The following is a 13,193-nucleotide window of genomic DNA, read 5'->3' on the forward strand; positions in this document are numbered from 1 at the left end:
GTTAGGGGTGGAGTAGGATCTTCCCGAAATGTTTGTCTTCCGCCATGGCGTCCTGAGCTGCAGCAGCTTCAGACAAGTGATAGGTTGCGGCGATGTATGGCACCAGGGTGCCATTGACGAAAAGCGGGTAGACGTCGCGCCTGAACTGGGCGAATAACTCCGTCTTTTCTTCAACAGTTCGGGTACGGAACGAAACACCGACCAACGTCACGCGTTTGCGTGCAAGGGTGTCCAAGTCGATCTCCCCCTTTGTTCCGCCAACCCATCCGACACTTACAATTCGGCCGGCCAACGCCACGGACTCCAAGTTATCTGCGATCGTGGGACCACCAACCATATCTACAATGGTGTCGACACCGCGGCCGTCAGTCATAGCCATGATTTCGGCGGGGATGTTATCTGTGCCGTTGAGAAGGAATCGGTCCAAACCTGCCTCGGCGAGCTTTCCAACGTTTGCATTCGGCCGACCAGTCCCGATGACGCACTTCGCACCCATAGCCTTCGCGATCTGAAGGGTCGCGATGCCGACGGCCGAGGAGACCCCTTGAATGAGGACGGTTTTCCCTGCTGCAAATTGCCCGTTGGTCACCAGAGCGTTGTGTGCGGTGGGATAGACCGTTGCCACCGCAGTCGCCTGGTCAAACGAGAACGCAGGGGGAACCGGCAACGCATATCGATGATCTATCGTCGCGAGTTCGGCGTACGAGCCCGTCGTCATCCCATACACCTTGTCGCCGGTGCGGAAATCGTGAACGTTTTCCCCGACTGCGACCACTTCGCCAGACATTTCCAGGCCCGCCACCAAAGGCTTTCCCGCCGCTGGTGCACCGTGGGCCGTCGAGCGATGCAGATCAATTCGGTTGATGCCGGCTGCCCTCACTGAAACGAGCAGTTCATTAGGCTCAGGTTTCGGGTCCGGTACTGTTTGATATTCAAGATCTGGACGCTCTTGCCCAGCCCTCTTTACGATTACTACTGCTTTCATGTTTTGTTCGTCCTGCGGAGTGACTCTAACGACCGGGGTGGAGGGCGCGGTCGTTAGAGGAAGTACATTAGGCGCTGGGGTTAAACGCGAGGGAGACCGGAAGAGCGCGTTCGTCCGGTTCTGGCCAGCGTTGCGATACCGTCTTCAATTTGGTGTAGAAGCGGGCCGCGTCCGGTCCATACAGATGACTTTCGCCAAACTTCGAGCGTCGCAAGCCGCCGAAGTTAAAGTAGGCGGACGGGAGAGGGACCGGAACGTTGATACCAACCATGCCGGATTCGATCTCCAGCATGAAGCGATGTGCCGACTTGCCATCTCGCGTGAACAGAACGGAGCCGTTTCCGTACTCGTGCTTGTTCGTGATTTCGATCGCTTCGTCGAATGTGGTAGGCCTCATAATTGCACGCACCGGACCGAAGACCTCTTCCTTGTAAAGGTGCATATCGGTGGTCACACGATCGAAGAGGGTCGGCCCCAGGTAGTAACCGTGCGGATGGCCAGCAACCTGCAATTTTCGACCATCAAGAACGAGCTCACCGCCTTCTTCCAGGCACCGGGAAATCGACTGTTCTACAAACTGCTTCGACTCCTTGGAGACGACTGCGCCGAAGTCCGCGCTCGCGTCGTCGTATGCGCCAACTTTCAGGGCTTCAATTTTCGGGATGATGAGGTCGCGCAGCCGATCTGCTGTTTCCTGTCCTACCGGCAGCAGTAGGGAGATGGCCATGCAGCGCTGGCTAGCGGAGCCATATCCAGCGGCGACGAATGCCGTTGCGGCGGCATCCAGATCTGCATCGGGCAGCACAACCATATGGTTCTTGCCGCCAGTGAACGAAGCAACGCGCTTGTTGTGCGATGTACCTTTTTGATACACGTATTCGCCTACAGCGGTGGAGCCGACGAAGCTGACGCCAGCGACCTCAGGATGCTCGAGAATCGCATCGACGACTTCCTTGTCACCCTGAACGATGTTGAGCACTCCGTCCGGCAGACCCGCTTCCTTCCACAGTCGCGCAAATTCCAATGCTGCGGTGGGGACTTTCTCCGATGGCTTCCAGACAATAGCGTTACCTACCGAGATGGCCATTGTCATCATGACGGCCGGGACCATGATGGGGAAGTTGAACGGCGTGATACAGCCAACCACTCCAATTGGACGGCGCACTGAGAACACATCGATGTCCCCACCGACGTTGAAGGCGTATTCCCCCTTGGTGACGTGAGGCGCGTTGCATGCAAATTCAATTCCTTCAACGGCGCGCCCGAGTTCTCCCTTGGCGTCCGAAATTGTTTTGCCGTGTTCGCGGCCAATGGCGTCCGCGAGGACATCCATGTTGGCAATTACCAGTTCCCGCATCTTGAAGATGACGGCTTGCCGAGCGGCATGAGACAGCCGGCCCCAGCGCCGCCCGGCTTCCGCGGCTATCGTAACTGCATGGTCGACCGTTGCAAAAGAGCCGTAAGCGCAACGTGCGGCTTCTTCGCCGGTAGATGGGTTGAAGACCGGACCGGTGCGGGTGTTGGGGTCGGCATACGACGCACCAGCGATGAAGTGCTCGATCAAGCGGGACATGGTTGCATTGCCTCCTAGAGTGTTTGTTCCGAGGGGGCGCAAGCCAGAGCAGTCTGGTTCCCCATCAGGTGAGAACCATGTTACGTCGCCGTTTCTGCATTTGGTATAAGATAAATCGGGACACGGTTATCCACTTTTGCATAACGAGACGACTATGAATCACTTTGACTGGGACAACCTTCGTGTATTTCTCGCCGCTGCGCGGTCACAGTCAACGCTCGAAGCATCCCATACGCTCAAGATGAGCCAGTCGACCATTTCCCGACGTATCCAGAGGCTCGAGAGAGATACAGGTTCGAAACTGTTTGAAAGAAGCTCGCAGGGCCTCAGCCTGACGAGCGCCGGTCATCGACTGTTGGAGCACGTCGAGAAGTTGGAGAGCACGCTCTCCGCTGTCGAGACCGCAGTGTTTAGCGACACCTTGGCACTGACTGGAGAAATTAGACTAGGTTCGACAGAAGCCTTTGGCACATTTTTTCTTGCGCCGCATTCCGCTCAGTTCTGTTCTAGACACCCAGCCATCACTGTCGACGTTCTTCCGATGCCGCGCTCACTGAATTTATCGAAGCGCGAAGCTGATGCGTCAGTAGCGATTGATAGGCCAAGCGCAAATAGCTTCGTGACCTGCAAGCTTTCGGACTACCGGTTGGTCCCCTATGCGACAGCGGAGTATTTAGACAAGCATCCGCCCATCCGTAAGTTGGACGACCTCGCCGGTCATCGCTGGATCGACTACGTCGACGATCTGGTGTTCTCCCCGCAACAGTTCATGCTGCAAAAGTGGATACCTTCATGTCGTCCATTTCTCCGTAGCACCAGCGCGGTGGCACAAGCGCAGGCAGTTAAGGCAGGCCTGGGAATTGCGGTGTTACCGTGCTTCTTAGGAAGTCTGATCGATGGGCTCGTGCCAGTAATGCTCGACGAAATTCATATTACAAGAACGTTCTGGTTGGTTGCACCTCCGGAGCGGCGCGAAGTCGCACGAGTCAAGGCACTGTGGGATTACCTTCGCGACGTAGCGGAAGTGAACAAGGATTTCTTGATGGGGCACACTCGAACTATGATTTGGGTTGAGTGAACCTGAACGGCATCACCGTGGCAATGTCTCGCCCGTCGGGACTGTGGCCGGTCAAGAAGCGCTTCGAAAAATAGGTTACCGGTCAAGACCAATGGTTCGAGTAGGTGGAGGTGACCCTCTTTTTCGGACAGTGCCTATCTTGAGTAAACGGGCCTGTCAGAAATTTTGTGTTTAGGGCATAACATGTCACCAAGGAGCATGTATGCCACGCAAAACCAAGACGAGCCAAGCCGCTGACCGCGAGCTGCCGACCATTCCCGAGGACCTGATCGCGCATTTCGTCAAGGGTCCGATGACCGCTGAGGCGGTCCAGGACGCCTCGATGGCGTTCAAGAAGGCCCTGATCGAGCGCGCCCTGGGCGCTGAACTGGGCCATCATCTAGGCTACCCGGCTGGTGCTGAGCGCCCAGCCGGCACGGCCAATCAGCGCAATGGCAAGAGCGCCAAGACGGTCTTGACCGATGACGGCCCACTGCGGGTGGATATCCCACGCGACCGCGATGGCAGCTTCGATCCGATCCTGATTCCCAAACACGAGCGGCGCTTTACCGGGTTCGACGACAAGATCATCGCCATGTACGCCCGCGGCATGACCGTGCGCGAGATCCAAGCGTTTCTGGCCGAGCAGTACGGCACCGAAGTGTCGCCCGAGTTCATCAGTTCGGCGACCGACGCAGTCATGGATGAGGTCATCACCTGGCAGTCGCGCCCGCTGGAAGTGATGTACCCAGTGGTGTTCTTCGACGCGCTGCGGGTCAAGATGCGCGAGGACGGCGTGGTGCGCAACAAGGCCGTCTACCTGGCCTTGGGCGTGCTGCCGGATGGCACGCGCGACATCCTGGGCCTGTGGATCGAGACTACCCAAGGCGCCAAGTTCTGGATGAAGGTGTTCAACGACCTGAAGACCCGCGGCACGCAGGACATCCTGATCGCGGTCACCGATGGGCTCAAGGGCATGGAGCAGGCATTGAATGCGGTGTTCCCGAATACGACGCTGCAGACCTGCATCGTGCATCTGATCCGCAACAGCCTCGAGTACGCCAGCTGGAAGAAACGCCGGGCCGTGGCGGCAGCGCTCAAGCCCGTGTACACGGCACCTACTGTCGAAGCTGCGCTATCCGAGTTGTCAGCCTTCGAGCAAGGGGAATGGGGTCAACGGTACGCACCCATCGGCGCATCCTGGCGGCGCGCCTGGGATCAGGTGATTCCGTTCTTTGCGTTCCCGCCGGCAATCCGCAAGATCATCTACACGACGGATGAAGTTGACAAGCCCGCGGTGCTCTCTCACTCGTTCATGGCGTCCGTATTGGTGGCCACGGAGCGCGTACCGCACCTGTCTGCGGTCGCGCTTGTTTCCAGCGTGAGAACAGGCGTTGGTAAGCCTGCTCGGCTTGCTCTCCGACTGCACGCTCCAGATCCCGGACGGACTTCAGATTGCAGGCGGCGGCTGCTCCCTTGCGGCTACCGCGACGCGCAGAAGGCATGCCCGCCTGCAGTTCCAGCTCACGGGTCTTTCGCGCAGTCAGCGCCGGGCGATCCCAGGCGAAGCATTGGTTACGCGTGAGGACGTGCCAGACGATGATCGCCAACTTGCGTGCCGTGGCAACAGCGGCGATCTGCTGACCGCGATGATCGCGGATACGTAGGAAGAAGGCTCGGACGGGGCCGGCCGTTTGCGCTGCGGCCCAAGCAGCCTCGACCAGCATGGCACGCGCATAGGAACGTCCGCGCTTGCTGATGTGTCCGTGTTTTGCTGGTTGCAAGCCGGATTGGTAGACCGACGGATTGAGGCCAAAGTAGCTGACCAATTTCTCCGGCGAGCGAAAGCGGGCGATATCGCCGATGGCGGAGAGCAACCCGATCGCCACTGTGGTGTTGACGCCGGTGATAGTCAGGAGCTTGCGTAGCCTGTCGTCCTGAATAGCGGATTGGGCCAGGACGCGGTCAATCTCCTGCAGATTCTCTGCCAGCCGGTCCAGCTCATGCAACCGCTGGTCGATCCCGATACGTTCGTCCGTGGGTAGCGGCTGCAGACTCAGCCACGCCCGCCCTTTCTTGCCAAACAGGTCTGTCGCGGGACACCGCTCGATGAGATGCGCGGCAAGGACAGCGTGAACCTCATTCTTGAGGCGCGTCCTCTGTCGGACGATCTGGGCGCGGCGCGACACCTGCCGCCGCATCGCTCGTTGCTGCAAGGTCGTGATAGCAGGCAGCGCGTGCGGCCGATCACCACAGGTATCAAACCGGTGGATCGCATGGGAATTATGGAGGTCCTTTGGTACACCCGCCAACTCAAGCGCATTGCCGAGGGCGGTAACCCTCGCCCCAACGAAAGCGGTCTGGTGGCCTTTCTCAAGAGCCTGGTGAACAGCAGTTGGGGCAACTATCGCACCAAGCGGATGCGGGCCTGATTGTCGCCACCTCCTTCTTCATTTCTTCCACCGCTGGGTTACCTCGCCACAAGTGCCCTGGACACCCTACCGCGTTCTCGCACAAAGGCGCTCACTTCTTATTTGCTCGAGGTGCGATTGGGCCAATCGCCCTGTTCAGAACGCCCAAGTCTTGGAGATCAACGCAATGCGTCATCTACTGAAAACAAGCCTGCTCGGACTCGCTCTGGCAGCAACACTCATGTCACCGACAGCGGGGGCCGCTAATACCCCGGCAGACGGAGCGCAGATGAGCCCGCCGCCAGCAAATCAGGCACAGGAGGTCAACTGGAAAACCGTGCCAACGCAAACCATCACGGTAGACGGAGTGGACTTTGCATACCGGGAACTCGGCAAGCAGCATGATGGCACGCCGGTGGTGTTTCTTACCCATCTGGCCGCTGTGCTTGACAACTGGGATCCTCGGGTCGTAGACGGCTTTGCGGCTGCGCATCACGTTGTCACTTTCGATAATCGCGGCGTGGGAGCTTCCAGCGGTGCACCGTCGAGCTCGATTGAGGAGATGGCCGATGACGCCATTGCCTTCATCAAAGCTATGGGGTTCAAGCAAGTAGACCTCTTCGGCTTCTCGATGGGCGGGATGATCGCCCAGGAAATCGCCCTGAAGGAGCCGCAGCTCGTTCGCAAGATGATTCTCGCGGGCACTGGGCCAGCTGGCGGTGAAGGCATCAGCTCGGTTTCCGGCGTGACGTTCTACGACATGGCGCGCGGCTTCTTCACCGGCCAAGATCCGAAGCAGTATTTGTTCTTCACCCGCACGCCAAATGGCATCGAGGCTGGCAAGGCATTCCTGGAGCGTCTGAGGGAGCGCTCGGAGAACCGCGACAAGGAAATCAGCGCAACCGCGTTTCTGGCTCAGTTAAAGGCACTGCGCATTTGGGGACGGAAAGAGCCAGCGGATCTGTGGGTCGTGAAGATCCCGGTGTTCGTTGTCAATGGCGACAATGATCGGATGGTGCCAAGCAAGAACTCGCAAGACCTGGCGCAGCGCCTCCCGAACAGCAGCCTAATCATCTATCCCGATTCCGGCCACGGGGGCATCTTCCAAAACCACGCCGACTTTGTGCCCAGATCCCTCGAGTTTCTTGCTCAATAGGTGCTGAAGAAGCATTCCGGCTCGTAATAGCGTTGACTGTTCTGACTTGACGCGTGACGCCTTCATCATCGCAGCCGCCGAGATGATGTGGCGAAAACTAACGAAGGCGTGAAGAGGGCGCTGTCAACTTGGCGGTGCCGAGACAAAGCAGTGGCCGGCGCGACCACTGCTCAGAGAGCCAATGACGGATCTTGGGCGACTTCAGTGAATTCGCGCCAGGCCGTGAATCGGGCGGCGAGATGCCTGCGATAGAGAGAAGCACGCAACAGGTGCCGTTTCAGGGCGAAGTGCTGCCGGATCGGACCGAAGCTCGACAGGAACGCCTGAGCACGCTGACGATCACGGGATCCGCGCATGCGCCGCTCGCGTTCTCGTGTGGGCTGGTGGCTGTTCTCGGCTCGGTTCTTCACGCGAGCGCTGGCTTTGACGAACACGTGCTTGACGTTCGCCAGTTCCGGGATATCGGCCTTGGCCGCCGGGTAGCTGCGTAACTGGTCAGTGACGATCTTGCACGGCGCCGGACATGAACGCAGCACCCGCTGAAGAAGCGTTTGGCAGCAGCGTTGTCGCGCCGCTTCTGCAGCAGTACATCCAGTTCGGCGCCGTGCTCGTCGACCGCGCGCCACAGCAGATAGGGCTCGCCGCGCAAAGTGACGAACATCCCGTCCAGATGCCAGGTGCTGCCCGGCTTGCGCCGCGTTGCCTTGACGCGAGAGGCAAAGCCGGCGCCGAACTTGTCGCACCATCGGCGAATCGTCTCGTAGCTCACGACCACGCCGCGCTCGAACAGCAGCTCCTCGATGTCGCGCAGGCTCAGGTTGAACCGGAAATACCAGCGCACTGCCTGACTGATGACCACCGCTGGAAACCGGTGGCCGTGATAGAGCGATCTCATCGTCTTCATCCACGCATCTTACGACAGCGCTACGCCAACGTGATAATGCCTTCATGACACCGACATACGCTACCGGCCAGCACGTCAGCGATATCGAGATCTTGGCCAACGTAGCCTTGCCCTTGGACTTCGCCCGTCAAGATGGCGTTGCGCCACCAGGCGCGAACCGCAACGCAGGACCGCACAGCGGAACGCAGCGTTGGCATGCGGTGCGGTGCGCCCTAGACTCTCCTCACCGTCGCCGGCGTGGTCCGATTTCCGGAACAACAGAGGCGACGGCCCGGAAGTCGTCTCCATGAACGCTCAGGCATCCCTATTCGATCTTCAAGGCCGCGCCGCCTTCATCTCCGGCGCTTCCAGCGGCATCGGGCTGCATACGGCACGCATGCTCGCGGACGCCGGCGCAGCCGTGGCGCTGGCGGCACGACGCGCCGACCGGCTCGAAGCCGTCGTCGCCGACATGCGCGCGGCGGGACATCGGGCATGCGCCGTGACGCTGGACGTGACCGACGCCGCGGCGATCGCGCCGGCATGGCAAGCGGCCGAAGCGGCGCTTGGCCAGCCCATCGGCATCCTTGTCAACAATGCCGGCGTCATTCACGTGGAGCGCTTCGTCGAGCAATCGCCCGAGGCCGTCTCGCGCGTCTTCGATACCAACCTGAAGGGGGCCTACCTGATGGCCCAGGAAGCGGCGCGCCGCATGGTGCAGCGCGGCGAGGGAAGCATCGTCAATATCGCGTCGTCGTCGGGGCTGCGCGCCGGCGGCCAGATGTCGAGCTACGGCGCGTCCAAGGCCGCGCTGATTCACCTCACGCAAATCATGGCGTTGGAACTGGCCGGCAAGGGGGTACGCGTCAACGCGATTGCCCCGGGCAATATCGAGACTGACATGCACGCCGAATTCGCCGGCATCGAGCAAGGCATCCTGAAGCGGATTCCCATGCGACGGTTCGGCAAGCCTTCCGATCTCGACGGCGCCATGCTGCTGCTGGCGTCTGATGCGGGCCGGTACATGACCGGAACCGTCATACCGGTCGACGGCGGCCAGGTACTCAGCTGGATGTAGCAACGCTTTTCGCAGTATTCACAGTACACCAAAACGACAAGGAGACAACCATGTATGACAAGACGCGCACGGCGCTGGCCGGCGTGGTGGGCAGCGCTTTGCTTGCGCTCGCGCCGCTTTGCATCGCCGCGCAGGAATATCCCTCGAAACCGGTAAAGGTCGTCGCGCCATACGCGGCCGGCGGCGCCATCGACATCGTCGCACGCACGCTGGCCCAGCCGCTGGGGCAGGCGCTCGGACAGCCCTTCGTGGTCGACAACAAGACGGGGGCGGCGGGCAATCTCGGTGTCGATGCCGTTGCCAAGGCGCCGCCCGACGGCTACACGCTCACGGTGGCGCTGAGTTCGAACCTGATGATCAACCAGTTTCTGTACACGAAGCTGCCCTACCAGCCGGAGAAGGATCTGAAGCTGGTTGCCAAGGTCGCCGAGGCGCCGCTGGTGCTGGCGGTGACTTCCGGTATCAACGTCGGCAGCCTGGCGGATTTGCGCAAGTACGTGCAGTCGCACAAGGGCAAGATGTCGTATGGATCCTGGGGCGTCGGCACCATTTCCCACCTCAGTGCCAGCCGCCTCAACGACCTGCTCGGCGGCGACATGGCGCACGTGGCCTATCGCGGCGAATCACCCATGATCAACGATCTAGTGGCCGGCAATATCCAGCTGTCCTTTGTCACTGGCGCGCAGGCGCCGCAGTTCATCGCCACGGGCCGGCTGAAGCCGATTGCGGTGACTGGGCCGGTGCGGCTCGCCACGTTGCCCGATGTGCCCACGCTGGCCGAGGCAGGCGTCGACGACGTGCTGCTGCGCTCGGTCGGCTGGGTGGGGGTGGCGGCGCCAGCCGGCACGCCGGCGCCAGTGGTGGACCGCCTGGCCAGCGAACTCGACAAGGCGCTGCGTAAATCCGATGTGCAGAAGCGCATCCGCGACCTGGGCTGGACGCCCAGCTTCCAGGGTCCGGCGGACATCGCGGCCACGTACAAGCGCGAGGCGCCGATCTGGAAACAGGTGGTGCGCGAATCCGGCGCAAAACTCGACTGACCGAACTGATTCACCGAGAGGAACATTGACGCCATGAGCACAGAACGCACCGCCGTCCGCGAGATGAACAACTGGTTCTTCGACACCTACCTGCCCGACTGGGTGCGGATGGGCGCGAATACCGACCAGGCGCCCGAGGCCATCCTCGAATACTGGGGCGCGCCGTTGCACGCGGCCTCGGTCAACATGACCCGCTGCCTGCACACCGGAGACCAGGTGATTAGCCTGCTGCGCGCCAACCAGGCGCCGCTGCAGGCCGAGCAGTACACCCATACGGTAGTGCTGGATCGTAGCGTCAAGGGCTACAACCACAACGCAGGATCGATCGATGTGATCTGGTCGCGCCGCCGCGCGGACGAGAGCGAGATCGAACGCCGCGCCGTGCATTTCGGCATCCATCGCACGGACAAGGGCTGGCGCGTGGTGACCGTTGCCAGCGCGCTGACCGACCGCACGTCGCTCGACGAAATCTGGGAAACCGTCTAACGGAGCCGAACCATGACCGAATCCACGCAAGTCTCCGGCGAACCTCTGATCCGCCACACCATCCGCGATGGCGTCGCGATTGTCACGCTCAATCGCCCGCCGCAGAATCGCCTGACACGCCCGCTGTACGCGGAACTGGAGGCAGCCATCCGCCATGGCGTCCGTGCCGGTGCGCGCGCCATGCTGTTCCGAAGCGAACTTGCCGACTTTTGCCTCGGCGGGGACTTCCGCGAATGGCCCCACCTCGAGACGCACAGTGCCAGGCGCGAGCGCTTCGGCTATTCGAATGGCATTCTCAATGCCATCGAGTCGCTGCCGATCCCCACGATCTGCGAGGTGAACGGCCGCGCCTATGGCGGCGGCTTCGAGCTTGCACTGCATACCGACCTGATTCTTGCGGGCGAATCGGCCCGCTTCCGTTTCACCGAGGCCACGCTGGGCGTATCGCCCCTGGCCGGCGGCGTCCAGCGTATCGCCGAGCGCTGCGGGCGCGCGGTAGCCGCGCGGCTGGTGATGCTGTCAGAGGAGATCACCGCAGCCGAGGCGCTGTCGATGAACATCCTTGCCAAAGTTGTGCCTGACGCTTCGCTTGCCGAAACCGCCATGCGCCACGCCGTGCAACTGGCCTCCGGTCCCACGCGCGCCCACGCGGTAACCAAGTCCGTGCTCGGCGCATGGTCCGCCGGCGGCGTGCGGTCTGCCGACGAGGTCATGATCGAACAGGTTTCCGTCCTGCTGGCGACCGACGATGTACAGCGCGGCGTGCAATCGGCCATCACGGCGATCGAGGCTGGCCAGCCCAGGCCGGACGTGCCGTTCCACGGCCAATGAAAGGGAAGGAAATGATGCAACCCGAAGAACATTACATTCCGGTGGAAGCCGGCATCGAACTGCATGCCTGGGTCTTCCGCCCGGCCAAACAGGATGGGCTGGTCCCGGCCATCACGATGGCGCATGGCTTTTCCGGCCTCAAGTATCGTGGGCTGCGCGAGTATGCCGAGCGCTTTGCCGCCGCCGGCTTTGCGGTCATTGTGCACGATCATCGCAACTTTGGCCTGAGCGGCGGAGCGGTGCGCGGCGATATCGATCCGTGGCAGCAGATTGCGGACTGGCGACGCACCATCGCGTACCTGGAATCGCTCAATGGCATCGATGCCGCGCGGATCGGCATCTGGGGCACCAGCTATGCCGGCGGTCACGCCATGGTGCTGGGCGCCACCGATGCGCGGATCCGCGTGGTGGTGGCGCAAGTGCCGATCGTCAGCGGCTACGAGCAAAGCCTGCGCCGCGTGGCGCCCGACGCGCGCGCGGCACAGCAAGCGCTGTTCAATGATGACGAACGGGCGCAGTTGCGCGGCGAGTCGCCGATGGTGCAGCGCGTGGTCAGCCTGGACCCCGCGGTGCGCGCGGTCTATCGCTCGAAGGAGATGATGGACTACCACAACGCCTACACGATTCCAGACGGCGTGGAGCCCAGCGAATACGTGACGTTGCGCTCCACGCGGCTGTCGCAGCTCTACGAGCCGGGCAACTGGATTCCGCGCATCGGGCCGAAGCCCCTGCTGATGATCGTTGCCGAAAACGACGTCGTCACGCCCACCGACCTGGCGCTTGCCGCCTATGAGCGCGCGGTGGAACCCAAGCGGCTGCGCATCATCGGCGGCGGCCACTTCGATGCCTACCGCAAGTCGTTCGAGGCTTCCAGCTCGGCGGCGCTGCAGTGGTACCGGGAACACCTGATGCAAGAGGTGGTTGCATGACGCAGGGCATCGTCGTGCTCGTGCATGGCTATCTGGACGGTCCCCAAGTCTGGCGCCGCCTGATCGACGAACTGGCCCCGCACGGGTGGGACATCGTTTCGGTGGCCCTGCCCCCGGGCATGGCCGATGCCGGATCGGACCGCCGGCTGGAAGGCTACGCCGCCGATGTGGTGCGCCAGGTCGAACAGGTCGCGGCCGTGGCACAGGCGCCCGTGGTCATGGTTGGCCATAGTATGGGTGCCCAGGTCGCCGAACTGGCCGCACTGAACCTGCGCGAGCGGCTGGCCGGGCTTGTCCTGATCACCGCCGCGCCGCTGGCCGGCTATGCGCTGCCGCAGGCTGTCATGGCGCGCTTCGTGGACAGGGCGGGCATGACCGACCGCGAGGCCATCGTTGCGGGCAAGCGTGCGCTGGCCGTGGCGCTCGATGCCGGGGCACTGGAGATCCTCATCGATGGCACGCTGGCGACACCCCGGCAAGACGCGCTGGCGCAACTGCGCGCCTGGACGGGCGGCCACCCCGCAGGTCGGGCGCCGTCCGCGCTGCGGTGCCCGGTTCTGTGCGTATCGACCGACGACACGTTCATTACCGAGGATCTGGTCGCTGCCACGGCCATGCGCTTCAGCGACGCGCGCATCAAGAAGGTGCCGCGCGCGGGACACTGGCCGCAACTCGAGCAGCCGGCCGCGCTGGCGGACGTGCTGCGACGCTTCATCGCCGCGCTGCCGCCACCGTCGCGCGCCTAGCACCGGGCAATCCGTCAT

General features: G+C 61.8%; 10 protein-coding genes and 4 pseudogenes. 10 read left to right on the forward strand and 4 right to left on the reverse strand.

The genetic code is table 11. The annotated features are described in order from the left end of the window. Position 1: 1 nt before the first annotated feature. Together ACIGJG_RS31520 and ACIGJG_RS31525 are read right to left on the reverse strand one after the other, a co-directional pair. A complete protein-coding gene (locus tag ACIGJG_RS31520; RefSeq protein WP_483674293.1) occupies positions 2–985 on the reverse strand; it encodes a zinc-binding dehydrogenase in 984 nt (327 codons plus the stop codon). A gap of 67 nt (positions 986–1,052) precedes the next feature. Beyond that, positions 1,053–2,558 (reverse strand): CoA-acylating methylmalonate-semialdehyde dehydrogenase, encoded by a 1,506-nt coding sequence (locus ACIGJG_RS31525; protein WP_483674294.1) that lies wholly within the window; start codon positions 2,556–2,558, stop codon positions 1,053–1,055. Between the two features lie 154 nt (positions 2,559–2,712). Between ACIGJG_RS31525 and ACIGJG_RS31530 the strand changes: the two genes are divergently transcribed. Together ACIGJG_RS31530 and ACIGJG_RS31535 are read left to right on the forward strand one after the other, a co-directional pair. Continuing rightward, positions 2,713–3,636: a LysR family transcriptional regulator gene (locus tag ACIGJG_RS31530; RefSeq protein WP_483674296.1), complete on the forward strand. Its 924-nt coding sequence runs from the start codon at positions 2,713–2,715 to the stop codon at positions 3,634–3,636. 202 nt (positions 3,637–3,838) lie between these two features. Beyond that, positions 3,839–4,903, forward strand: a pseudogene (locus ACIGJG_RS31535) (IS256 family transposase); the annotation flags it as partial. Positions 4,904–4,928: 25 nt separating this feature from the next. On the opposite strand, the pseudogene ACIGJG_RS31540 reads toward ACIGJG_RS31535, so the two are convergent. Further along, a pseudogene (locus tag ACIGJG_RS31540) lies at positions 4,929–5,822 on the reverse strand (IS110 family RNA-guided transposase); the annotation flags it as partial. Between ACIGJG_RS31540 and ACIGJG_RS31545 the strand changes: the two are divergent. Then, positions 5,820–6,047, forward strand: a pseudogene (locus tag ACIGJG_RS31545) (NADH oxidase); the annotation flags it as partial. The pseudogenes ACIGJG_RS31540 and ACIGJG_RS31545 overlap by 3 nt on opposite strands. Before the next feature lie 268 nt (positions 6,048–6,315). Further along, entirely contained in the window at positions 6,316–7,182 is an 867-nt protein-coding gene (locus ACIGJG_RS31550) for an alpha/beta fold hydrolase (RefSeq protein WP_483674298.1), read from the forward strand. 347 nt (positions 7,183–7,529) lie between these two features. Here ACIGJG_RS31550 and ACIGJG_RS31555 read toward each other — a convergent pair. Next, positions 7,530–8,086 (reverse strand): annotated as a pseudogene (locus ACIGJG_RS31555) (IS6 family transposase); the annotation flags it as partial. Between the two features lie 286 nt (positions 8,087–8,372). Here ACIGJG_RS31555 and ACIGJG_RS31560 point away from each other — a divergent pair. Genes ACIGJG_RS31560 through ACIGJG_RS31585 form a run of 6 tightly spaced genes read left to right on the forward strand, consistent with a single transcriptional unit; the run spans position 8,373 to position 13,175 of the window. Then, positions 8,373–9,143: an SDR family NAD(P)-dependent oxidoreductase gene (locus tag ACIGJG_RS31560; protein ID WP_483674299.1), complete on the forward strand. Its 771-nt coding sequence runs from the start codon at positions 8,373–8,375 to the stop codon at positions 9,141–9,143. A 50-nt stretch (positions 9,144–9,193) separates the two neighbouring features. Then, entirely contained in the window at positions 9,194–10,183 is a 990-nt protein-coding gene (locus ACIGJG_RS31565; protein WP_483674301.1) for a Bug family tripartite tricarboxylate transporter substrate binding protein, read from the forward strand. 33 nt (positions 10,184–10,216) lie between these two features. Continuing rightward, positions 10,217–10,669 (forward strand): DUF6841 family protein, encoded by a 453-nt coding sequence (locus ACIGJG_RS31570; RefSeq protein ID WP_483674303.1) that lies wholly within the window; start codon positions 10,217–10,219, stop codon positions 10,667–10,669. A 12-nt stretch (positions 10,670–10,681) separates the two neighbouring features. Then, positions 10,682–11,500: an enoyl-CoA hydratase/isomerase family protein gene (locus tag ACIGJG_RS31575; protein ID WP_483674305.1), complete on the forward strand. Its 819-nt coding sequence runs from the start codon at positions 10,682–10,684 to the stop codon at positions 11,498–11,500. A gap of 11 nt (positions 11,501–11,511) precedes the next feature. Beyond that, positions 11,512–12,429 (forward strand): alpha/beta hydrolase, encoded by a 918-nt coding sequence (locus ACIGJG_RS31580; protein WP_483674307.1) that lies wholly within the window; start codon positions 11,512–11,514, stop codon positions 12,427–12,429. Beyond that, positions 12,426–13,175 (forward strand): alpha/beta fold hydrolase, encoded by a 750-nt coding sequence (locus ACIGJG_RS31585; RefSeq protein WP_483674309.1) that lies wholly within the window; start codon positions 12,426–12,428, stop codon positions 13,173–13,175. Before ACIGJG_RS31580 ends, ACIGJG_RS31585 begins: the two co-directional genes overlap by 4 nt. Positions 13,176–13,193: the final 18 nt, after the last annotated feature.

Source organism: Cupriavidus sp. C1SS-2L (genome assembly GCF_057073735.1).

Excerpts from the sequence above, each read along its gene's own strand:
- ACIGJG_RS31580 (WP_483674307.1), top strand. The coding sequence starts at position 11,512 with ATGATGCAACCCGAAGAACATTACATTCCGGTGGAAGCCGGCATCGAA.
- ACIGJG_RS31525 (WP_483674294.1), bottom strand. The coding sequence starts at position 2,558 with ATGTCCCGCTTGATCGAGCACTTCATCGCTGGTGCGTCGTATGCCGAC.
- ACIGJG_RS31570 (WP_483674303.1), top strand. The coding sequence starts at position 10,217 with ATGAGCACAGAACGCACCGCCGTCCGCGAGATGAACAACTGGTTCTTC.
- ACIGJG_RS31560 (WP_483674299.1), top strand. The coding sequence starts at position 8,373 with ATGAACGCTCAGGCATCCCTATTCGATCTTCAAGGCCGCGCCGCCTTC.
- ACIGJG_RS31575 (WP_483674305.1), top strand. The coding sequence starts at position 10,682 with ATGACCGAATCCACGCAAGTCTCCGGCGAACCTCTGATCCGCCACACC.
- ACIGJG_RS31530 (WP_483674296.1), top strand. The coding sequence starts at position 2,713 with ATGAATCACTTTGACTGGGACAACCTTCGTGTATTTCTCGCCGCTGCG.
- ACIGJG_RS31520 (WP_483674293.1), bottom strand. The coding sequence starts at position 985 with ATGAAAGCAGTAGTAATCGTAAAGAGGGCTGGGCAAGAGCGTCCAGAT.
- ACIGJG_RS31565 (WP_483674301.1), top strand. The coding sequence starts at position 9,194 with ATGTATGACAAGACGCGCACGGCGCTGGCCGGCGTGGTGGGCAGCGCT.
- ACIGJG_RS31585 (WP_483674309.1), top strand. The coding sequence starts at position 12,426 with ATGACGCAGGGCATCGTCGTGCTCGTGCATGGCTATCTGGACGGTCCC.
- ACIGJG_RS31550 (WP_483674298.1), top strand. The coding sequence starts at position 6,316 with ATGAGCCCGCCGCCAGCAAATCAGGCACAGGAGGTCAACTGGAAAACC.